This is a genomic window from Vulcanisaeta distributa DSM 14429 (genome assembly GCF_000148385.1).
In the GTDB taxonomy this organism is placed as follows: Archaea; Thermoproteota; Thermoprotei; order Thermoproteales; family Thermocladiaceae; genus Vulcanisaeta; species Vulcanisaeta distributa.
The window spans coordinates 245,424-265,054 of the sequence record NC_014537.1 but is presented as its reverse complement, the minus strand read 5'-3'; the positions used below and the strand labels follow the sequence as shown (position 1 = coordinate 265,054).

The 19,631-nt window shown below is 47.8% G+C and carries 23 protein-coding genes and 1 pseudogene; 9 read left to right on the top strand and 15 right to left on the bottom strand.

Features of this window, described 5'->3' with window-relative positions; translation table 11 throughout:
• Positions 1-38 precede the first annotated feature (38 nt).
• Complete coding sequence (locus tag VDIS_RS01290) at positions 39-1,292, bottom strand: acyl-CoA dehydrogenase family protein (RefSeq protein ID WP_013335398.1); 1,254 nt, start codon at positions 1,290-1,292, stop codon at positions 39-41.
• 125 nt (positions 1,293-1,417) lie between these two features.
• Here VDIS_RS01290 and VDIS_RS01285 point away from each other — a divergent pair, with 125 nt between their 5' ends.
• Both VDIS_RS01285 and VDIS_RS01280 read left to right on the top strand, forming a co-directional pair.
• Complete coding sequence (locus VDIS_RS01285; protein WP_148678162.1) at positions 1,418-1,948, top strand: SCP2 sterol-binding domain-containing protein; 531 nt, start codon at positions 1,418-1,420, stop codon at positions 1,946-1,948.
• 153 nt (positions 1,949-2,101) lie between these two features.
• Positions 2,102-3,148 carry a zinc-binding dehydrogenase gene (locus tag VDIS_RS01280; protein ID WP_013335396.1) on the top strand — a complete coding sequence of 349 codons (1,047 nt, stop codon included), beginning with the start codon at positions 2,102-2,104 and terminating at the stop codon, positions 3,146-3,148.
• A gap of 42 nt (positions 3,149-3,190) precedes the next feature.
• On the opposite strand, the gene VDIS_RS01275 is transcribed toward VDIS_RS01280, so the two are convergent.
• The 4 genes from VDIS_RS01275 to VDIS_RS01260 form a co-directional block, all read right to left on the bottom strand.
• The gene (locus VDIS_RS01275) at positions 3,191-4,888 is read right to left on the bottom strand and encodes a thiamine pyrophosphate-binding protein (protein ID WP_013335395.1); all 1,698 of its coding nucleotides are present in this window, start codon (positions 4,886-4,888) and stop codon (positions 3,191-3,193) included.
• 10 nt (positions 4,889-4,898) lie between these two features.
• A complete protein-coding gene (locus VDIS_RS01270; protein WP_013335394.1) occupies positions 4,899-5,855 on the bottom strand; it encodes a hydroxyacid dehydrogenase in 957 nt (318 codons plus the stop codon).
• A gap of 111 nt (positions 5,856-5,966) precedes the next feature.
• The gene (locus VDIS_RS01265; RefSeq protein WP_013335393.1) at positions 5,967-6,308 is read right to left on the bottom strand and encodes an SCP2 sterol-binding domain-containing protein; all 342 of its coding nucleotides are present in this window, start codon (positions 6,306-6,308) and stop codon (positions 5,967-5,969) included.
• A gap of 58 nt (positions 6,309-6,366) precedes the next feature.
• The gene (locus VDIS_RS01260) at positions 6,367-8,361 is read right to left on the bottom strand and encodes a 3-hydroxyacyl-CoA dehydrogenase/enoyl-CoA hydratase family protein (protein ID WP_013335392.1); all 1,995 of its coding nucleotides are present in this window, start codon (positions 8,359-8,361) and stop codon (positions 6,367-6,369) included.
• A 155-nt stretch (positions 8,362-8,516) separates the two neighbouring features.
• On the opposite strand from VDIS_RS01260, the gene VDIS_RS01255 reads away from it, so the two are divergent.
• The 4 genes from VDIS_RS01255 to VDIS_RS01240 all read left to right on the top strand — a co-directional run bounded on the left by VDIS_RS01255 (position 8,517) and on the right by VDIS_RS01240 (position 12,089).
• Positions 8,517-9,731: a thiolase domain-containing protein gene (locus tag VDIS_RS01255; RefSeq protein WP_013335391.1), complete on the top strand. Its 1,215-nt coding sequence runs from the start codon at positions 8,517-8,519 to the stop codon at positions 9,729-9,731.
• Positions 9,731-10,276 carry a Zn-ribbon domain-containing OB-fold protein gene (locus VDIS_RS01250; protein ID WP_013335390.1) on the top strand — a complete coding sequence of 182 codons (546 nt, stop codon included), beginning with the start codon at positions 9,731-9,733 and terminating at the stop codon, positions 10,274-10,276. Before VDIS_RS01255 ends, VDIS_RS01250 begins: the two co-directional genes overlap by 1 nt.
• 9 nt (positions 10,277-10,285) lie before the next feature.
• The gene (locus VDIS_RS01245) at positions 10,286-11,056 is read left to right on the top strand and encodes an enoyl-CoA hydratase-related protein (RefSeq protein ID WP_013335389.1); all 771 of its coding nucleotides are present in this window, start codon (positions 10,286-10,288) and stop codon (positions 11,054-11,056) included.
• A 100-nt stretch (positions 11,057-11,156) separates the two neighbouring features.
• Entirely contained in the window at positions 11,157-12,089 is a 933-nt protein-coding gene (locus VDIS_RS01240; RefSeq protein WP_013335388.1) for an amidohydrolase family protein, read from the top strand.
• Positions 12,090-12,188: 99 nt separating this feature from the next.
• On the opposite strand, the gene VDIS_RS13190 is transcribed toward VDIS_RS01240, so the two are convergent.
• The 4 genes from VDIS_RS13190 to VDIS_RS01230 form a co-directional block, all read right to left on the bottom strand.
• Positions 12,189-12,464, bottom strand: a complete 276-nt coding sequence (locus tag VDIS_RS13190) for a hypothetical protein (protein ID WP_425358367.1) — start codon at positions 12,462-12,464, stop codon at positions 12,189-12,191.
• Positions 12,433-12,612: a hypothetical protein gene (locus VDIS_RS12785; RefSeq protein WP_171804830.1), complete on the bottom strand. Its 180-nt coding sequence runs from the start codon at positions 12,610-12,612 to the stop codon at positions 12,433-12,435. The genes VDIS_RS13190 and VDIS_RS12785 overlap by 32 nt, the downstream gene beginning before the upstream one ends.
• A 49-nt stretch (positions 12,613-12,661) precedes the next feature.
• Positions 12,662-14,323 (bottom strand): long-chain fatty acid--CoA ligase, encoded by a 1,662-nt coding sequence (locus tag VDIS_RS01235; protein ID WP_013335387.1) that lies wholly within the window; start codon positions 14,321-14,323, stop codon positions 12,662-12,664.
• 66 nt (positions 14,324-14,389) lie between these two features.
• The gene (locus VDIS_RS01230; RefSeq protein WP_013335386.1) at positions 14,390-15,040 is read right to left on the bottom strand and encodes a class I SAM-dependent methyltransferase; all 651 of its coding nucleotides are present in this window, start codon (positions 15,038-15,040) and stop codon (positions 14,390-14,392) included.
• Positions 15,041-15,097: 57 nt separating this feature from the next.
• Here VDIS_RS01230 and VDIS_RS01225 point away from each other — a divergent pair, with 57 nt between their 5' ends.
• Positions 15,098-15,520, top strand: a complete 423-nt coding sequence (locus VDIS_RS01225; RefSeq protein WP_013335385.1) for a hypothetical protein — start codon at positions 15,098-15,100, stop codon at positions 15,518-15,520.
• A gap of 78 nt (positions 15,521-15,598) precedes the next feature.
• Positions 15,599-16,084 (top strand): annotated as a pseudogene (locus tag VDIS_RS01220) (PaREP1 family protein).
• Between the two features lie 27 nt (positions 16,085-16,111).
• On the opposite strand, the gene VDIS_RS01215 reads toward VDIS_RS01220, so the two are convergent.
• On the bottom strand, positions 16,112-16,294 hold the full coding sequence (locus VDIS_RS01215; RefSeq protein WP_013335384.1) for a hypothetical protein: 183 nt from the start codon (positions 16,292-16,294) through the stop codon (positions 16,112-16,114).
• Between VDIS_RS01215 and VDIS_RS13090 the strand changes: the two genes are divergently transcribed.
• Positions 16,293-16,421 (top strand): hypothetical protein, encoded by a 129-nt coding sequence (locus VDIS_RS13090; protein ID WP_281041790.1) that lies wholly within the window; start codon positions 16,293-16,295, stop codon positions 16,419-16,421. The two genes, VDIS_RS01215 and VDIS_RS13090, sit on opposite strands and share 2 nt — an antisense overlap.
• Positions 16,422-16,597: 176 nt before the next feature.
• Here the strand turns inward: VDIS_RS13090 and VDIS_RS01210 are convergent, their stop codons facing one another.
• The 5 genes from VDIS_RS01210 to VDIS_RS01190 all read right to left on the bottom strand — a co-directional run bounded on the left by VDIS_RS01210 (position 16,598) and on the right by VDIS_RS01190 (position 19,600).
• Positions 16,598-16,807, bottom strand: coding sequence for a hypothetical protein (locus tag VDIS_RS01210; protein WP_013335383.1), 210 nt, complete (start codon positions 16,805-16,807; stop codon positions 16,598-16,600).
• A gap of 160 nt (positions 16,808-16,967) precedes the next feature.
• Positions 16,968-17,360, bottom strand: a complete 393-nt coding sequence (locus VDIS_RS01205; RefSeq protein ID WP_013335382.1) for an SWIM zinc finger family protein — start codon at positions 17,358-17,360, stop codon at positions 16,968-16,970.
• A gap of 81 nt (positions 17,361-17,441) precedes the next feature.
• Positions 17,442-17,666, bottom strand: coding sequence for a hypothetical protein (locus VDIS_RS01200; protein WP_013335381.1), 225 nt, complete (start codon positions 17,664-17,666; stop codon positions 17,442-17,444).
• 69 nt (positions 17,667-17,735) lie between these two features.
• Entirely contained in the window at positions 17,736-18,563 is an 828-nt protein-coding gene (locus VDIS_RS01195; RefSeq protein WP_013335380.1) for an inositol monophosphatase family protein, read from the bottom strand.
• A 38-nt stretch (positions 18,564-18,601) separates the two neighbouring features.
• Positions 18,602-19,600 (bottom strand): metallophosphoesterase family protein, encoded by a 999-nt coding sequence (locus VDIS_RS01190; RefSeq protein ID WP_013335379.1) that lies wholly within the window; start codon positions 19,598-19,600, stop codon positions 18,602-18,604.
• Positions 19,601-19,631 lie beyond the last annotated feature (31 nt).

The following is a 19,631-nucleotide window of genomic DNA, read 5'->3' as shown; positions in this document are numbered from 1 at the left end:
TATTTTAAGCATTGTTACTATTTATAATTTATTACAATCTATAAGTTATAGTTTAGTATAATGTCATCAGCAGCATCAAGGCTCAGTGCCTCCACCGTGCCATCCTCAATAAGCAATGCCCTGGCATCCCTAAACAACTTCTCAATGATGAATTCCCTACTGAGCCCATAGGCACCAAATATCTGTAGCGCGTCATGGGCAACCTCAAAGGCTATCTTCTTAGCATACACCTGCGCGGCCCTTGCATACCTGGGTGGTGTTGTGAAGGACTGCTCTACGAAGAACTTGGTGTAAACGAAGTCCATGGCCTTCCTAACGTAGTACCTGGCCGTCTCCACCCTCTCAAACATTTCATAAATCTTCAACTTAATGTTCTTATGCTCAATCAATGGCTTACCACCCTGTATCCTACTCCTCGCGTACTTTAGGGCTTCCTCAAAGGCCGCCCTGGCGAGGCCCACGGAGAATGCGCCCATGTTGACACTCGTTAGATTGAGAAGTTGGTCTGAGAATAACTCGTAAAATGGTGGCTGGGCTATCACGTAATCGTCGGGCACACGCACATTGTCGAAGAACACGGGCCCCTGTGGGCAATCCCTATTGCCGAGCATATCAACTGGCTCGCCCTTCCTAACGCCCCTTAGGTTGAGCGGCACTATTACGAATGCGCCATCCCTGAGGCTTCTCCCATCCCTTAACTGGGCGTGTAGACCCATGTGGGTGCATACCGGCGCTGCTGAGACCCAGGCCGACTTTTGGCCGTTTATGACCCACTCATCACCATCGCGCTCAATGACCACGTTACCTTTACCAAAGGACTCAACTTCCCTATCCCTAAACGCCAGTATGTAGTCGCTACCATGCTCGGGCTCAGTAACGCCCCAGCAACCAATGTACCTACCCTCCGTATCCTCAAGCCAGGGCTTGACCAGCTCCTCCTTAACCCTCTCTGAACCAAATAATGCGGCTATTGTGAATGGTATTGCATCAACGCCAATGAGCGTGGCAAAGCCCAGGCTGGCCCAACCAAGCTCCTCATCGATTATGTACCTCTGTAGGTTCGTTAACCCAAGGCCTCCACGATCCTTGGGCAGGTGAATCCTATGTAGGCCCATCCTCTTCATCTCCCTAATGGCATCATACAATGGAGACCCAGGCGCAACCCTATCCCTCGGGTCCATCCTATCAACCTTGATGGACAATGGCCTAAGCACCTCCTCAGCAAGCTTATGCACGTTACGCCTTATCAAATCGTCCTCCTCGGTTAATCTGTCAAGATCTAAATAACTCATTGGTACTAATTATATGTAGATACTTTAAACGTAACTGCTATATATTATATATTAATTTATTAATTATAATATATAGCATTTATATCAATAATTCTTTAATACCAAAAGGTATGTATTTAATATGTATGTCAAGCGAGGGCTTTATATATCCAAGTCCGCAGTGGGCTGAGGCATTTTGTAAGGCCATAAATGAGAATCAGGAGTATAGGGAGGCTGCCAAGGACTGGAGGTGGGATGTGGCCTTTGTTGCAACGAACATACCTGAGAACGTGGTTGATAGGTTGTCGGAAATCCTTGGATTACCTAAGCCAAAGGACCTTGGGGTCAAGGTTGACTCCGGTGCGATAAAGCTTGTGCTTAGGAATGGGACGTGCCAGGGCAGTGAGTTCTATATTGACTTGCCGGTTAATTTACCGACGGAGATAAAGTTGCCGGGCAATATAAAGATTGGAAAGGTGGATGCGGACTTCGTGCTGGAGGCCACATACTCACTCTGGAAGGATTTAATCCTGGGTAAGGCTGACCCAGTTTCATCATTACTCTCGAGAAAGATTAAGGTGAAGAAGGGAAGCTTCCTAACCCTAATGCAGTACTCATCGGCTGCCGTAAAGCTCGCAAATACCACGAGAAACGTGCCGACAAAGTTCATAGACTAAGCAATAATTATAAGGTAATGTTTAATAATTTAAACCATTAAACCATTTATATCCCCGGTTCGAGTCATGATCACTCATTGATTACATGATCTAAAATCTAAATATCTAAATATAAGCAAAATTAAAATTCCAAGAAATAACCTAAAATGAAGTATGAAAGCAGCTACAATTAAGGGACCAAATAAGCCTTACCTGGAGATTAAGGAGGTACCGACACCAAAGCCGGGACCTGGCGAGATACTTGTTAGGGTTGCCGCCACAGGCATATGTCATAGTGACTTGCATCTGTTTAAGGGTGATTTTGGACCGGTTAGGCAGGGATTTATACCTGGGCATGAAATTTCGGGCTGGGTTGAGGATTTCGGGCCCGATGTTAAGAATCCATGGGGCTTAAAGAAGGGTGACCCTGTCATCATCTCCTGGATTGTCCCAGACGGCATCTGCAAGTACTGCGCTAGTGGTAAGGAGAATTATTGCCCAGCGGCCGCGGGCCGAATGCCGGGCCTCGTGGGGCTTAACGGTGGCCATGCCGAGTACATAACAGTCCCTGAAATAGCCGTTATACCCCTGGAGAAGGGTGTTGATGTTTACTACGCCGCACCAATTGCCTGTGCATACGGCACTGCATACCACGCATTGAGGGAGGCTGGTGTTGGGCCCGGCACAAGCCTAGTGGTTATTGGTGTTGGTGGTGTTGGTTTATCGGCTGTTCAACTGGCCAGTGCCATGGGTGCGTACCCGATAATTGCGGTGGATGTTAGGGACTACGCATTAGATAAGGCTAGGGAGCTCGGTGCTACTCACGTGATAAATTCAAGTAAGGAGGATCCAATAAGCAGGATAAGGGATATACTGCCAGACGGCGCTGATGTGGTTCATGAGGCAAGGCCTGAGCCCGATCTTAAATTATCCATGGAGGTGGTGGCCAGGGCCGGTACGATAGTGGTGACTGGGCTTGGTGGTCCAAAGTCCTACTTTAGCGTAAACATACTGCCGTTTGTCGTGAATGGCATTAGGATAATAGGAAGCCTGGGCTATAGGCCTAGGCTTGACTTACCGGAGATAATTAAATTAGTGGCTTCAGGCAAGGTGGACATCAGGAAGTTGGTCAGCCACGTATACGCGCCTGAGCAGATAAATGAGGCATATGAAAATTTAGAGAAGGGACTCCACGCCAGGGCCATTGTTAAGTGGGACTAGGATTAATTTTAATTTAATGAATCTTTAAAAACAAATGTGGTATCATCGTCTCCTGCCAAAGATTGCCATTAACTGTCTAGTTATTGGAATTGGCACGGCATCCGGGTTCACGAGAACGTCCGCAATACACGGCCCACCCGACTTATAAATACACCTCTCAAGCCCAGGCTCAAGCTCCCTCCTGTCGCTAATCCTAACGCAGCCTACATTGAGGGACTCCGCGAACTTGCAGAAGTCCATGGGGTATGTGTGCGATGCGTAGACCTTGCCACCATAGAGGAACCTCTGCTGTAGCTTTAGGACTCCCTGGGCCCTATCATTAAATATTACAAAGGCAACCTTGAGGTTTAACTCGGCGGCTGTGGCTATCTCCATGCCCGTCATGAAGAATGCCGCGTCGCCTGTCGTGGCGACTACTGTCGCCTCGGGCCTAGCAATCTTTGCGCCAATAGCCGCGGGTATTGCGAAGCCCAACGACGTAAAGCCCGCTGGGTTGAAGTAGGTTCTTGGCTTGTAGACTGGCAACTCAAACATGGCAACTTGATTACCACCGGCGTCGCAGGTGACTATTGCCTTTCCCTCACGCATATCGTTATCAAGTACGTGGGCAAGAGCCCTAACTAGGTCGCTTGGGTTTATCCTGGACTCATCATAGCCAAGTTCCCTAAGTTGTTGATTACCAACGGAGGCCTTAACCTCATTGATTAACTTAATTCCCCTATCCCTACCAGGTCCCTTACTCCTAACTTTATCATATAGTGCATTGAGGAATTCCAGGGCATCGGAGACTATCGACAAGTCTGTCTTATAATTCCTGCCGATGTCGTTAGGATCAATATTAACGTGGATTAGCCTCCCCCTTATTGGCAGTGACCACATGCCGGTGCCCAACTCGCTAAACCTAGTCCCTATGGCAAGCACAACATCGGCCTTCTCAACAAGCTTAACAGCCACCGTATCCCCGAAGTAACCCGCTGCTAAGCCGCCATGTAGTGGGTGGTCGAAGGGTATTGCGCCCTTGCCCATGATTGAGGTAACCACTGGGGCGCCTAACTCCTCGGCAACTTTAATGAGCGCGTCACTCGCATTTGCGGCTATCACGCCACCACCAACGTAGATAATGGGTCTCTCAGCATTTAGTAATTCCTTAGCAGCCAACTCCACTAGGCTTGGATCTGGCTTAGTCCTTATGGGCTCCTCCTTAGTATAGCCCATCCACTCCGTTTCGCTCTCAATCACGTCCCTAGGCAGCTCCACGTAGACGGGGCCTGGCCTACCCTCCTTAGCTGTCCTGAAGGCCTTAGCCATTACCCTGGGTATTTCCCGGGGGTCCTCAACCCTAACGGCTAACTTAGTGAACGGCTTGAAAATACTCAATTGGGCATTTACGTCTCTAAATTCATGGTAGTAACCCCTACCTGCTGTCCTTATTGGCGTTAAGCCGACAAGCGCCACTATTGGGACTCCCTCAACCGATGCCTGGGCAAGTGGTGTGACCAAGCCCGTTGCACCCGGGCCTGCTGTGGCGATGACAACACCAACCTTACCGCTGGCCCTCGCATAGCCATCAGCCATAAAACCCATGCTTGGTTCAAAGCGCCCAAGCACGTGCTTTATCCTATCACGGTAATCATGAAGTGCCGCGTATAGGCCCAACACGTGCGTCCCTGGTAAGCCAAATACCGTATCCACACCCTCCTCAATCAGGGACCTAGTAATCGCCTCACCGCCAGTCACCATGGCTATCCCCTCACCTCTTAAACGCTATTAACGCATCCCTAACGCCCTTAGCCACGTACAGCGTGTACCTCTTAACGGATTCCCTCGTGACCCCGGCTATGTGGCTCGTTATGAATAGGTTCGAGACCTCACCCCTCCTAAACGCCCTTAGTAATGGCGATGTGTCCTCGGTTGGTGGCTCGCCTGTGAGTACATCCGCAGCATAACCAGCTATTTTGCCGCTTTTTAAGCCCTCAAGAATCGCATTCTCATCAACAACCTCACCCCTCGCAGTGTTGATAATGTAGACGCCATCCTTCATAAGCCCAACCTCCCTCCTACCGATCAAGCCCCTACTCTCTCTGGTCAATGATGTATGTATCGTTATAAAATCAGACTGTTTAAGCAAGTCATCAAGGTTATCAACCCTGATTGCATTAACCTCGATAAACCTCTCCCTATCCACAAACGGGTCGTAGGCAAGAACCCTCATCCTAAAGGCGTTGGCTATCGAGGCCACGTAGGAGCCAATCCTGCCAAAGCCTATGATGCCCAGGGTCTTACCGAACAATTCAATACCCGGTGTCAACAATGAACTCCACTCACCGTTCCTAACCCTGCCCATGTTCTCGGGGATCCTCTTAACCATCATTAGCAATAAACCAAACGTGAACTCAGCCACGCTGTAGGTCGATGCGCCAGCCGCACTAACGACCTTAATGCCCCGGCCCTCGGCATACTCAACGTCGATGTGGTCTGTACCCACGGACGCAGTACCAATTACCTTAAGGTTCCTACCAGCATCGATTACGTCTTTCGTAACCCTGTGCCAGACGCTGACTATTACCGCATCGTAATCACGTATTGCATCCTTCAATTGCTCAGTTGTCATCGGTTTTATATCAACCTCACCAACCTCACTTAGCATTTTCATGGCCTGCGGACCAACGTCTGGATCCGTAAGTGGGATGGTAACTAATATCCTCATATGGCAAGTAATGACTTTGGTGTTAATAAAAGTATATCCATTATTTATAATATTGTGATGAAATTATGAAAAACGTAATTTTTAATATGTTATTTACACACTTATAAGTCATTATCGTGAGCTACGGGCCGTATTTATTATATCTATGAGGGACGCCGCATCCATTATGTTGCCCATTACCTTAATGGCGCCCGAGAAGTAGGCCTGCATGGCATCGAGTTGTCCCTTAATCATCTTCAACAAGTTATCCTTATTTACCTGTATCGTGGCCGTTGGCGACCTGTGGGTACCCTTAGTAAGTTTCACGGTACCTCCCCCAATCTCCACATAGAATGGTTCGTAGCCCTCCCCGGTGAATTGAAACACCTTAACGGGGCCGGTGACCTTGCTGGCTATTTTTGGTAATGCCTGCTGGGTCATTGAGTTTAGTAGTTCAAAGGGATCCTCTGACATACTATGAGAATAGTGAAAGAGATTGTTTTAAGTAATGTTCCTATTTATACTATATAACTCACTCACCCTTGAACTCAGGTCTCCTCCTCATGGCAAAGGCCATGACCCCCTCCTGGGCATCCTTAGTGTTTACGGCCATGCTGAAGAGCGCAGCCTCAAGCAACATACCAATGTCGACAGGCACCTGTGTTCCGAAGTTAACGGCATACTTCGCGTAGGTCAACGCTATTGGTGGGCCTTGGGCTAGTCTCATGGCGAATGACCTAACCTCATCCTCAAACTTCTCCCTGGGTACAACCCTGTTGACCAAGCCAATCCTGTAGGCTTCATCAGCCTTGATCCTGTCACCAAACATTATCAACTCCTTGGCCCTACCAAGGCCAACATACCTAATCAACCTCTGCGTACCTCCCGCGCCTGGTATTATGCCCAGGTTAATCTCGGGCTGGCCAAGCTCGGACCTGTCTGTGGCTATCCTGAAGTCGCAGGCCATGGCAATCTCCAGGCCACCACCAAGGGCGTAGCCATCTATTGCCGCTATCACTGGCTTGGGGAACCTCTCAATCTTATTGACAGCCTCCTGGAACTTCCTGTTGTAAATGAAGAAGTAGTACGTGTGTAGTGGGCCTTGGAATGACGTGACATCAGCACCTGCGGAGAATGCCCTATCACCTGCGCCCCTGATTATCACTACCCTGACCTCCTTATCGTCCCAAAGCATGTCGAGGGCCCTACTTATTTCCTCAAGCATTGTTAGGGTTAGTGCATTGAGCCTCTGCGGTCTGTTGAGTATTATCCAGGCAAGCGGTGGCTCTTTCCTTAGTATTATTTCCTTAAACTCAGTCACGCCAACAGCGCCATACTCGTAGAATCCCCTACCACTCTTCTGACCAAGCTTACCCTCCTGAACCATCTGCGTGAGTAATGGATCTGGCTTGAACAATTCATAGCCATACTTGGAGTATAGTTGGTTCAGCGCCTCAACCACCTTATCAATGCCAAACTCATCAGCATACTCAAATACGCCCTTCGGCCAGCCAAGGCCCAGCTTAACGCCCTTATCAATGTCATCCCTTGACGCAATGCCCTGCCTAAGTAGCCAAGCGGCCATGTTTATTGCAGGCGCGAATATTTGTACTAAGTCAACCTTCTCACCGGCCTCCCTGGGTATGTTAGCCCTCTCGTACGGGCCACCCTTATACTCATAGAAACCACGGCCGCTCTTCTGACCAAGCCAACCCTTCTTATACAACTCCTCAATCAATGGGCATGGAACCCTAAGCATTGGGTCCCTAACGGCAACCGCAAAGCCGACTAGGTAACCAACGTCTATACCCGTGAAGTCCTGAAGCTCGAAGATACCCATGGGCAGGCCAGCCCTGTACTTAACGGCTGAGTCTACCTCAACAATCGAATAGACGTTGTTTGCAACCAACAGACACGCGACGGAGTTCAGGGCCACCAATATCCTATTCACCACGAAGCCAGGCACATCCTTATTCACCATTATTGGCTCCTTACCGAGGCTCTTAACGAAGTCGTAAGCCCTCCTGGCGACTTCATCACTCGTTTGCGCACCCTTAATGACCTCGACAAGGGGCATCAGGACTGGTGGGTTGAAGAAGTGAATCCCAACAACCCTCTCGGGCCTCTTCGTGGCGCTGGCTATCTCGGTTATAGGCAGGCTACTCGTGTTCGTAGCCAGTATGGCATGTGGGGGCGCGTTTGCATCGGCCTCGGCAAATACCTGCTTCTTGAGATCGATATTCTCCGGCACAGCCTCAATCATTATGTCAGCGTTCTTAACAGCCTCAGCAATTGATAATGAGGTCTTTATTCGACCCATGACCTCACCAACCTTCTCCTTACTAATCGTACCCCTCTCAGCCAACTTGTCAAGGCTCCATTTAATCCTCTCCAGAGCCTTATTCAATAGGTCCTGCGATACATCGACCATCACAATCTCATAACCTGCCAGGGCGGATACCTCCGCTATGCCGTGGCCCATTGTACCTGCCCCTATCACCGCGACCCTCCTAATTTGCGTGCTCATCACGCTTTGAGACTTGGCTAACTTCTTAAGTGCGATTTCAATTTATTCAAATTATCCGCGTCGACGCAATATATAATGAATATAGTGGTAATGATCAAGCAATAGTGAACAGAGTAGCATTATTATTTAAGGCGTTTTCCGAATACTATGGGATTATGAGGGGGGTAGCTATTGTTGGGGTTGGCCACGCGAAGTTTGGGCGTAGAACCGACACAACACTGGGTGAATTGGCTTGGGAGGCTGTTAAGGAGGCTCTAGAGGATGCAAGGCTTGATCAGAAGGATATCCAGTATTTCGTTGTTGGTAATGCCGGTGGTTGGAGTGCCGAGTCCTTACCCGCCGTGGTTGTCGGCGAATACTGCGGCTTAAATCCCAGGGGTGCCATGAGGGTTGAGGCTGCCTGTGCATCAGGTAGTGCGGCACTATATAATGCTTACCTGGCCGTGGCGTCGGGGATGGCTGACGTAGCCATGGCTATCGGCGTGGAGAAGATGTACGAGTCACCAACACCGACGGTCGTCGAATTCATAGGCAGGGCCGGCAACTACTTCTGGGAGTTCGAGAACTTTGGATTGACGTTCCCAGGCTATTACGCACTATACATGACGGCTTACATGAATAGGTTTGGGGCTACTGAGGAGGACTTTTGCAAGGTTGCTGTTAAGAATCATTACTACGGCTCAATGAACCCGAAGGCCCAGTTCTACGGCTTGAGGATAACCGTTGATCAATGCCTCAAGTCGAGGTACGTTGCATGGCCCATTAAACTCTATGACTCAAGCCCAATAACTGATGGGGCTGCCGCGGTAATACTCGCCAGTGAGGAGTTGGCTAGGAAAATAACGGATACGCCTGTGTGGATTAGGTCCGTGGGCGTGGCCACTGGAACGGCAAATCTAAGCAAGAGACCAGACTTCATAGGGCTTGATGCCGCGTATCAAGCCGCTGAGCAAGCCTTTAGGAGGGTGGGTGTTGAGCATAGGGATACGTGGAAGTACTTCGATGTTGCTGATGTGCATGATTGCTTCACGATAGCCGAGGTCATGGCTTACGAAGACCTGGGATTCGTGGAGAGGGGCATGGGCATACAACTGGTTAGGAGCGAGCAGACCTACAAAGGTGGTTTAATACCTGTCAACCTAGATGGCGGTCTTAAGGCCAAGGGCCATCCCATTGGGGCTACGGGCGTTAGTATGGCTGTTGAGATGACTAAGCAGTTAAGGCAGAGCGTTGAGCCTAGGGATAGGCAGGCCGATATATACGTTGGTTGGGCTTTATCCCACAATGTTGGTGGTACCGGCCACTATGCATACATCACAATATACTCACTTGATAAGGATGGCCCACCAAGGGTGAAGCCCAGGAGGTGATGGTGATGTCCCTGGAGGCTAGGTATGAGGAGTTTTGGAGGCAATCTATTAAGCAGTTGAATGATGTTGTCAAGGCCACTGGCCTGCCCATAGCCCCCGATGAGAAGGGTCAGTATAACCTGTGGTATGATGTTAGGGAGATGAGGCTTAGGTTCTCGATAAGTGTTGAGAGGATTAAGAAATTCTTCGAGGGTCTGAGGGAGGGTAAGGTGTATACAACGAGGTGCAGGAGGTGTGGTAGGTATTACTTCCCGCCCCAGGCCGATTGTCCGTATTGTAAGGCCAGCGATATGGATTGGGTTGAGGTTAGTGGTGAGGGTGAGTTACTGACGTACACCGTAATAAACACGAAGCCGTTGACGTACTCGCACTACCCCGATTATATAGTGGCTATTGCTAGGATGAGGGAGGGCTTTAACGTACTGGCTTGGTTGAGGGCTGATGATCCCAGGAAGGTTAGGGTTGGTATGAAGGTGAAGCTTCAGGTTGTTAAGAGGGAGCCCGAGGGCTACTTGACGTATGAGTTTGTACCGGCGGAGCAGTAGGTGGTTGCTATGTATAGGTACGTGATTGTTGATGATAGGGGTCCCATAACCGTGTTCACACTTAATAGGCCTGATAAGTTGAATGCCCTGGGGCCTGAGCTTAGGGCTGAGTTACTTGATGCCTTGCGTAAGTTTAATTCTGACCCGAACAAGAGGGTTGGCGTATTGACGGGTGCTGGTAGGGCTTTTTCGTCCGGTGCCGAGATCTCTGTTAAGCCCAGTGGCCCAGGTGCGGTGGACCTTGAGGGTGAGCTTAGGAATTCCTTTCACCTAATTCTTAGGGAGATTAGGTTTAGTGATAAGTTGTTTATTGCGGCTGTTAATGGCGTGGCCGCGGGCGCCGGTATTAGCCTTGCCGTGGCTTGCGACTTTGCCTTCGCCTCCAGGAACGCTAGGTTTGTTTTGGCCTTTCAGAATCTTGGTATTGTCCCCGACACGGGTTTGACGCTTATGATGGCTCGATTAGTCGGTGCTAGGGCGCTTAGGTACTTGCTCATTGGCGGTGAGTTCACGGCTGAGGAGGCGGAGGCCATGGGCCTTGTTAAGGTTGTTGATGACCCACTGGGCGAGGCTCTGAAGTTCGCCAATGAGATCGTCCAGGGACCCTTCAGGGCTTACTCGTATGGTAAGAGGTTGATTAATGAGGCTTTGTTTAAGGATCTTGATCAGTTCTTGGCTGTTGAGGCTAGGTTGCAGGGTGAGTTGGGTAATACTCATGACTTTGTTGAGGGCGTTAGCGCCTTCCTTGAGAAGAGGAGGCCGAGATTTACTGGTTCCTGACTGCTTTATTTATGTAAAAACACCGAGTTAGTTGAGGTTGTGCTTATAGATTAAAATAGAGCGAATTATTTTTAAATACTAGCCAATATAGAGATTATTAATGCTAGGTGATTACTTTATTGATTTTCACGTTCATCCAGGCGCAGAGCTCTGGGTATTGAGGGATAGGCTTCACCGTGCTGGTGCCATCGCATCCACGCTTTATCCAATTGATGTGGACCCAACACTTAGTCTCACGCTTAGTGGTCTATATAGATTAGCTAGGGACTTGGGTATGTACGTCGATGTTAAGTCCGTGATTAGGGAGGTTTACGACCTGATCAGTAAATGGCCTGAGTACATGATTGATAACATGAAGCTTTGGTATGAGGTCTTTAAGGAGGGAGTTAGCGACTTCTTTATACCATTCTCAAGCATAAACCCAAGCTTCGGTGGTAAGTATGTTAGGCAGAAGATTAAGGAGATGGAGCACCTCGGCCTTAGGGGCGTTTTCGTCTCCCCAGCACTTCAATTCTTCAATCCAGCCACAAGCCCAGCCTTTAAGCAGTTGATGGAGTATGCCGAGAAGAATAATGTATTGATTGTGATGCACCTGGGAATGCCTAAGGACGTTGATGAGAGGATAATTACGCATGTAATGCCTAAGAACCTCGCTGAGGTACTTAATGAGTATAGACCGTACATGGTGATTAACGGCCTTGGGACCCCGCCCGAGAGGTTTGGGCTTTGGGTTAGGGAGGTCCTTAGGGTGATGAGGAGGTACGATAACACGTACTTGAGTACGTCGGGGATTAACTGCTACCTATTTAATGATGAGTCGGCGAAGCCCATATTAAATACCCTGGGCCCAGAGAGGATACTATTTGGCAGTGGCTACCCGTACAGGAGGTTTAGGGACCTGGTTGGTGATGTTAAGTGTGTTAAGGGTAGTGATGGTGTTGGTAACATTGATAAGGAGATGATTATGATGAATAATGCAATCGAGTTGTTTAAGTACCATGGCTTCAGGATTAATGAGAACCTAAGTGCCTAGGTTTATTGGTTTTCCATGACCTGAATAAATAACCCCCGGTCTTAGGCCAAGTATTTTGTCCATGCTCCTCATGGCCTCCTCCATATTAAGTGTGAACCCTTAGTGGTGGCGCTGGCTTTCCATCACGGAGATAGGCAGTGCTACCGGGCGTGTGGCCCGGCGCGTATACTGCCCTGTAATCCTCGATACATTGCCATCGTTTACCTTAACATCGACGCCCACGGGTTTAATTCTCATGACTGTTAGTACTTTGATCGAGGAATGCTTGCTGCCCTGGTTTTCCCTGCCTTCTATCATGGTTGATTCGGGTATTGACGTAACGACCCTGCAATTGAGGGCCTTGTCAATGTCGTGGGCATACCCTGTGCGGTCTATGTGGTAGTGCGTTATGAGTAGGTACTTTATGTCGATACCGTGCCCCTAGCCGCCCAGGCCACGTCGGCGCCTTAGCGATCGCGTCTATGAGCATGCCATCACTTGTTAGGTAGCTATTGGACATGTCCTTTATTACGTAGACCTCCATAATTTTGATAATGACTTAAATTTGATAATTTAAGGAATTTGGCAACGCGTTACTCAAGGGTTATTTGAAACCTCTCCCTGAGCACCTTCTTATCGACCTTGCCAGTGCTCGTCTTTGGTAGCTCGGACTCGACAATAACCACCTTGTCGGGTATCCACCACTTCGGCATCTTCCCCTCGTTAACCAAGCCCATTAGGTAATTCCTAATCTCCTCCTCCGTAACCTTCTGCCCGGGCTTTGGTACGACAATGGCCACCGGCCTCTCACCCCACTTCGGGTGAGGAACGCCGATGACGGCAACTTCGTAGACCGCCGGGTGCGTGCTTATTAAGTCCTCAAGCCTCGTACTTGATATCCACTCACCACCACTCTTAATAACATCCTTAGCCCTATCCATAATCCACACATAGCCTTCACTGTCCCAAACGGCTATGTCATCTGTGTGGAACCAACCGTCGCGCCAGGCATTCCTGGTCTTCTCCGGGTCATTTAGGTACTCCCTGGTTATCCACGGGGCCCTAACCACAAGCTCGCCCATTGTCTTACCGTCCCTAGGTACGTCCCTACCCTGCCCATCAACAACCCTAATGTCAACGAGAGGTATTGGCAGGCCGGCGCTTAGTACGAGCTCCCTCTTCCTATCCTCCGGCCAATTCCTCATGTTTGCCTTCTCCATTGTTAATAGTATGACCGGCGCAGTCTCCGTTAGACCGAATCCCTGGACAACGTGTATACCCCTCCTGCTCGCCTCCTCAAGCAGTCCTCTGGGTAATGCCGAGCCGCCTACTATGAACTTTAGACCCCTCAAGTCGTACTTCGGCGAGTCTGGGTGATAGAGTAGGTTGAATAGTATTGTTGGTACTCCATTGGTTATTGTGACACCCTCATCCTTAATCAACTTTAGTACCCAGCCCCAGTCAAAGCGCCCTGGATACACCTGCTTGATTCCGACTAGCGTCGCTATGTATGGTAGTCCCCAGGCATGTACGTGGAACATGGGGACCAGGGGCATCGCCACATCGTATATGTTGGCGTTGATTGGCGGTGCGGATAGTGATAGGGCCACTGACATTGCGTGGAGCACCAACTGCCTATGCGTGAAGTAGGTGCCTTTCGGTCTCCCCGTGGTTCCTGAGGTGAACATCATTGTGGCCACGGTATTCTCACTGAGTTCTGGGAAGTTGTAGGGTCTTGCGTCCCTGATGAGATCCTCATACCAATAAACCTTGACACCATCAAATGAAACCTCCTCATGCTCCAGTTCGTCACTCATTATTACAACCTTCTTGATTGACTTCACGAGTGAGGTTACGATCCTGGCAAGCGATATGAAGTCCTCATTTATGAACAACACCTCATCCTGGGCCTGGAGGAGCGTGTATATTATGTCCTCGGGAGCGAGGAGAACATTTACCGTGTGAAGCACCGCGCCATACATAGGCACGCCGTAGTAAAGCTCAAAGTGTCTAATCGTGTTCCAATCAAGCACCGCAATTCTACTGCCGAACTTACCTGGCTCGCCTGGACTAACGCCCAGCTCCTCAAGCGCTGAACCGAGCCTCTGTATCCTGTCCCACTCCTTGGCGTAGTTTGACCTAATTATTGGGCCTCCGGGTGGTGCATGCACTACCTCAACATCTGGGTATATCAGCGCTGCCTTACGTATTAGCTTATCCAGTGTTAACTGATAGTCATAATATTGATTGCTCATTTCGATTCGCCATAATAATTATAACAAAATACATAATAAAGCATTACTTATATATTGACTATATACTTATTTATGTGAAACTATGTAATAATTAACAAAGCTACCTAACCTAATAATCCCACTCCTAATGATAGTAAAGCCTGCACTTGAAACCTCACCCTCCAGCTCGCCCTCCCTATAAAGCCTGTAATACCTAGCAATGCTTTTATTAACACCATAACTCCAGGTAATATAGCCCTCACAACCATCAATACGTCTCAACCTCCTAAGCGTTGCTTCATTACAACCCCACACCGTGGCAATAAATAAGCCTCCAGGCCTTAATACTTCATGAGCCTCACGTAAAACATAACCCATTAGGGACCTTGGTACGTGATGCAACGCGGCTATTGATATTATGAGGTCCGCCGACCCTAGTTTAATTGGTATATGCGTACCAGAGCAATTAATCCACTCAATACTTTCCTTAGAGACCCTTATCATGCCCATGCTCAACTCACAACCAATATAGAACGAATTACTGAGGAAGGCTCTTAGAATCCTCAGGTTATCCCCAGCCCCAGGGCCAATATCTAGCACTAAACGCGGTGTTAGATGTCTAATTACATCACCAACCTCATTAAGCAATGCCCTGGCTAGAGCCCCACCCTCCCGAGTCTCTGGGTAAGCCCTGGATATGGCTTCGTAAGCCTCCATAACGTCCCTCAGTCTCTCCATTAAGATCCAGGTAATACGTAGTAACCCCTTATTAAGTCAATTGGGACATCATTACTGATGATAGTAACTAAGGGTGGGATGAGCGTGATCACGCTCATGAATGAATTAAAGAGGCTCGTTAATGAGAGCAGCGTCGAGTCGATACCTGTGGACTTTGTGAGGAAGACTCCGGGATTTATCCACATACTTTCCCTAGGTGGTAATGTCAAGCGCGTATACACTGATAATACCAAGATATACCTAATCTTCACCGATGGAAGGTTAGTTAATGGTGGTTCTGATGCTTATGGGATATACCATAACATTGAGGGTGCTACGTGGTTAATAACTGGCGCCATCTTCCCACCACATGGTAATGAAAGCAATGGTTCTATGAATCTAACAATACATAGTAAATCGGGTAAGGTAAGGAATATGCTGGTGATGGCAATTCACGAAGCGATTAAGGGAATTGACGCCACGGTCAACGTCGCGTACTAACTGCTTCGTGTAAGTAGTTATTATAATGTAGTTATTATAATTAAGGTATTTTAGTATTAATACATATAGTGCATAGGCATGGTAATGCAGGGATTGCCTAAGCCCTGGTTCGACCTTGAGGGTTATAGGAGGACGAGACTCCTTGAGGCTAGGTATGGAATTGAATTAGCCAAGAGGTTCCTTGATGAGGGCTTAATTAGGAACGCAGCCAGTAAGGCCTTTCAAGCCGTTAAGGCATTGTTGGTGGCCTTGGCCGTTGATAATAGGGATAAACTGATCGTGAGGTATCCAGGTAAGGTGAGGATTTAGGGTGGTAAAACCGTCGATAGGGTTTATTGGGTCATAGCTTTAATGCCGACTAACTACATGCTTGGGTTATCGGCGTTAATTGGTGAGGAGATTCATTACCTGGTATCAATTGCCCTGCATCTCCATCAGTATCAATACAATGGGCCTGATAGGGAGGGCGTTTTAAGTCAGTATAGGACTGATGATGAGGCTAGGGAGGATATATTGTTAATAATTAATAACGTGGATAGGATATTAAGTAAATTGAACGTTTGACCAGACTTATTTAATATTGTGAATGCACTATGAGTTGCTGGTTGTGCTTGTGAATTCCACGGTAATTGTTAGGTTTGATGAGATTAATACCTCGGCGTGGAATGAGCCGTATGGGGTCTCTGTGTAGTTTATGGCCGTGCCATTGACGTAAATGCCCTCTAGGGTGTATCCGTAGAATGGCCATGCCACTATGAATAATGTGGTATCCATGGGTAGGATTAATGATTGTGTAGTTGGTCCATTAATGATTAGTGATTGGTTTGCTGTGAAGCCTGGCGTACTAAGTATCGCTATTATGCCTCCCCCACTTGTTACGTTTATCGTGGCGTTAACGTAGGGAACGCACTCAATGGTTATGTACTCATAATTAGCGCCCTCCGATAATGTTATGTTGCTTGATGGTTCATAGGTGATTGATGGGTATCCACAGCCTGATATTGATGTTACGTTGAAGGTAACCGTAGTACCTGGCTCACCAACGTACGCAGGCCCAAAGGCCTGTGAACCACTTCCCTAGTAATACGCATACCAACCGTTGGATGCGTTGGCGTATATGGTCCAGGTTGCGTAGTTCGGCGCCGTTATATTTATGAAGAGGTACGATGAAGGTGGCGACGTTGCTGAGGACGTGGTGGCGTAGATGCTTTCTGAAAGTGCGTAATGGGTTATTAGTATTGTGATAGAAAGAATTATTGCCAATGATAGGTATTTCTTCCAGGCCATATTCAATCAATATATTTCCTCAAGGTATCTTTTTAAAGACTAATCAGTACTTATGACCAGCGGTGTGATGCATTAACCTCCTCATGGGAGTTGTCACGCTATTATTTAATGCGTAAAACTTTTACACTAAGTATCTACTCCCAATAAATGACAAACCTAGTTATTTATTATCCTGGGTTTGCCTCAACCATTCTAACTCATTAAGGTCGAGCCACCTACCGTACTTAATAACGCTAAGCATGTTCCACATTACGAGACCGGCAACTATGTGTTTACAAACCTCACCCCTAATCACCGATGCCTCGCAGGTGCACTTTGCGCCATATGGGCCGACGGACACGTAGTAATACGTGTTGTCCCTGGTCTCTGAGGGAACCTTAAGTCTAATGCCGCTTATTGACTCACCATCATCCCTAACGTCAATTATCTCTGAACGCTGGGCTAACCTATATGAGTCCAGGACCCTATCAACCCTCCAATTAAGTTTGCCAGCTAATTCCAGCAACCACTCCTTCAACCTCTTACTTAACTGAGGCGTTAATTCCTCAGCCAAAATTAATCACCAGGGAATTCCACAGTGAATTCGAATTGACCTAAATTAATCTTTCTAACTCATGAATTGAGTATTACCCATTTAATGATTAATGGTAAGTTCAAGGTACAACTCATCAATCACAGAACTCCAATCAAATATTAATGAGCCGTCGATGTTCTTAACGGCCCTCCTGGCCGCATCACGCAACTTCCAACTAACCCTAAGGCCACACCTAATACAGTAAACACTGACGTTTTTATCATCCTCCTCCATAAACAATGCACCACCACACCTCGGGCATTCCAGGTTTAGTCTGATCCTCATTAATTTCACGTTAAGTAAACGCCTATTTAACCCCTCCTAACTAATTAACTAATTAGAACAACAAAACTTTCACTTAACCCTCAATAAATCAAGGAAGCTCCTAATGAAATCACCATTCCTACTAACGACTAGGCTAAACCTCCTATCACTACTCACTAACTCGTTACCTAACTTACCACCGTTAAGTGTGTACACATCGACCTTCATTGCCCTGGAAATCACGTAGGCGCCGGCGACGTCAAATATCCTAAGCCTATTCCTGAGGTCCATGAAGGCGAGGAACCTACCAATTGATGCCATGACCATCTCAAGACTAGCCGCACCGAGACTCCTAATCTTAAACCTACCGAATCGATCATAAATAGCCCTAAGCCCTCGTAACAACCTTTCGTCTGCATCAGGCTCGAGATAAAGCGATATGACGGGCCTATCAATATCCTCACTGAGATCCCCAAGATCATCACCCCTAAACTCAACGCCTCTGGGACCACCGTAGTAAAGTACGTCCTTCGTAACGTAATAAACAACGCCATCCGTTAAATCGCTGAATCTCAGTGAGTTACCGTACTTACCGACTGCGATTGATATTGAGTAGAACGGTATATCCAGTACAAAATTTAACGAGCCATCTAGTGGATCGATTATAAATACGTACTCCGGTTCACCATCACCAACCCTTACGACACCCCTCTCCTCAGTGTTTATCACAGCCCTTAAACCCTCCTCCTCAATCCCCTTGATTATTATGTCCTCGACTTCTAGGTCAATACGCCGGGAAACATCCGTTAAACCCCTCCTCATTATTTGCCTATAGCTCATGTCATTAGCCTTAGACCTAACGAAGGAGCCAGCCCTAATGGCTAGGTCCTTAATCAGTGATTCCAGGTTAACTTCCACGTTGGTTCACTCTCGATTACTCTATTTAAAAATCCTACCTAGCCCTTGAGTAGGAAATAATTCTTCAATTTATTATCCTCAACGATTAGGTAAGCCATCCTAAGCACACCCTCCGAGTACTCACTACCTGCGTTAATGACGGGCACCTTGGCGCCTGCATTACTCTTAACGTAGTCAATGCCGGGCGCCTCATGTATGTGCCCATGCATGCCCATTAACGGTGAGTACTCCTCAATCAAAGCCCTCACCGACTTACTACCGACGTGCGTCCTCAAAACCTCGCCACCCCTAATCACGGGCTTGAAGTCCTTACTTAGTTGGTAGGCTTGGTCGATTAGGGTGTTGTATGGTGGGTCATGAATAACCATAATCAACTTGGTGAGCCTTGATTGATCAATACCCCTTATTAACCTCTCAACCCTCGCCCTAAGCTCCTCCTCACTAACCTCCCTGGGTGTGTTCCAGGGTGTTGGTGTTGAGTATCCAAAGCCTAGGAAGTAATAGCCGTTTATCTCAACGACATCCTCATCAATCGGTATTAACACATCAGAGGCTTGTTTCTTCACGTAATCTGCAATCTCTGGGTAATCATCATTACCTGGCATTATCAATAGCTTAACACCGGCCTCCCTATACCTTGCAACAACCTTGCTCAGGTCCTCCTCCAGGGCATTGATCATAAGCTTAACGAAGGTTTCCCTAACCCTATCCCTATTGCTGGCTAATTCTTCATAGCCGGCCTTATCAGTAACGAATGGGTAGTAACCCCTACCCCTCAACTCCCTAATTACCTTATCAAGATCCTTACCATCCACAGCCTTAACATCACCAAATACATTAACCACATACTTACTAACGCCAGAACCAAGGCTGAAGGATCCATCATCCCGAATAATAGGCACTAGGGCCTTACCCGTGAGGTCGCCTGCAAAGACCACTATATCGGCCTTATAGAATTTAATGGCATTGGATAACTTGCCATATGCCACACTTGAGCCGTGTAGGTCCGAAACAAGCAAAATTCTTAATCTACCCACGAAGACGCCCGTTTTAAACAATATTTAAACC

Bases quoted from the DNA above. Each gene is read 5' to 3' on its own strand.
- VDIS_RS01290 (WP_013335398.1), bottom strand. From the start codon at position 1,292: ATGAGTTATTTAGATCTTGACAGATTAACCGAGGAGGACGATTTGATA.
- VDIS_RS01285 (WP_148678162.1), top strand. From the start codon at position 1,418: ATGTCAAGCGAGGGCTTTATATATCCAAGTCCGCAGTGGGCTGAGGCA.
- VDIS_RS01280 (WP_013335396.1), top strand. From the start codon at position 2,102: ATGAAAGCAGCTACAATTAAGGGACCAAATAAGCCTTACCTGGAGATT.
- VDIS_RS01275 (WP_013335395.1), bottom strand. From the start codon at position 4,888: ATGGTGACTGGCGGTGAGGCGATTACTAGGTCCCTGATTGAGGAGGGT.
- VDIS_RS01270 (WP_013335394.1), bottom strand. From the start codon at position 5,855: ATGAGGATATTAGTTACCATCCCACTTACGGATCCAGACGTTGGTCCG.
- VDIS_RS01265 (WP_013335393.1), bottom strand. From the start codon at position 6,308: ATGTCAGAGGATCCCTTTGAACTACTAAACTCAATGACCCAGCAGGCA.
- VDIS_RS01260 (WP_013335392.1), bottom strand. From the start codon at position 8,361: ATGAGCACGCAAATTAGGAGGGTCGCGGTGATAGGGGCAGGTACAATG.
- VDIS_RS01255 (WP_013335391.1), top strand. From the start codon at position 8,517: ATGAGGGGGGTAGCTATTGTTGGGGTTGGCCACGCGAAGTTTGGGCGT.
- VDIS_RS01250 (WP_013335390.1), top strand. From the start codon at position 9,731: ATGGTGATGTCCCTGGAGGCTAGGTATGAGGAGTTTTGGAGGCAATCT.
- VDIS_RS01245 (WP_013335389.1), top strand. From the start codon at position 10,286: ATGTATAGGTACGTGATTGTTGATGATAGGGGTCCCATAACCGTGTTC.
- VDIS_RS01240 (WP_013335388.1), top strand. From the start codon at position 11,157: ATGCTAGGTGATTACTTTATTGATTTTCACGTTCATCCAGGCGCAGAG.
- VDIS_RS12785 (WP_171804830.1), bottom strand. From the start codon at position 12,612: ATGGAGGTCTACGTAATAAAGGACATGTCCAATAGCTACCTAACAAGT.
- VDIS_RS01235 (WP_013335387.1), bottom strand. From the start codon at position 14,323: ATGAGCAATCAATATTATGACTATCAGTTAACACTGGATAAGCTAATA.
- VDIS_RS01230 (WP_013335386.1), bottom strand. From the start codon at position 15,040: ATGGAGAGACTGAGGGACGTTATGGAGGCTTACGAAGCCATATCCAGG.
- VDIS_RS01225 (WP_013335385.1), top strand. From the start codon at position 15,098: ATGATAGTAACTAAGGGTGGGATGAGCGTGATCACGCTCATGAATGAA.
- VDIS_RS13090 (WP_281041790.1), top strand. From the start codon at position 16,293: ATGGGTAGGATTAATGATTGTGTAGTTGGTCCATTAATGATTAGTGAT.
- VDIS_RS01215 (WP_013335384.1), bottom strand. From the start codon at position 16,294: ATGGATACCACATTATTCATAGTGGCATGGCCATTCTACGGATACACC.
- VDIS_RS01210 (WP_013335383.1), bottom strand. From the start codon at position 16,807: ATGGCCTGGAAGAAATACCTATCATTGGCAATAATTCTTTCTATCACA.
- VDIS_RS01200 (WP_013335381.1), bottom strand. From the start codon at position 17,666: ATGAGGATCAGACTAAACCTGGAATGCCCGAGGTGTGGTGGTGCATTG.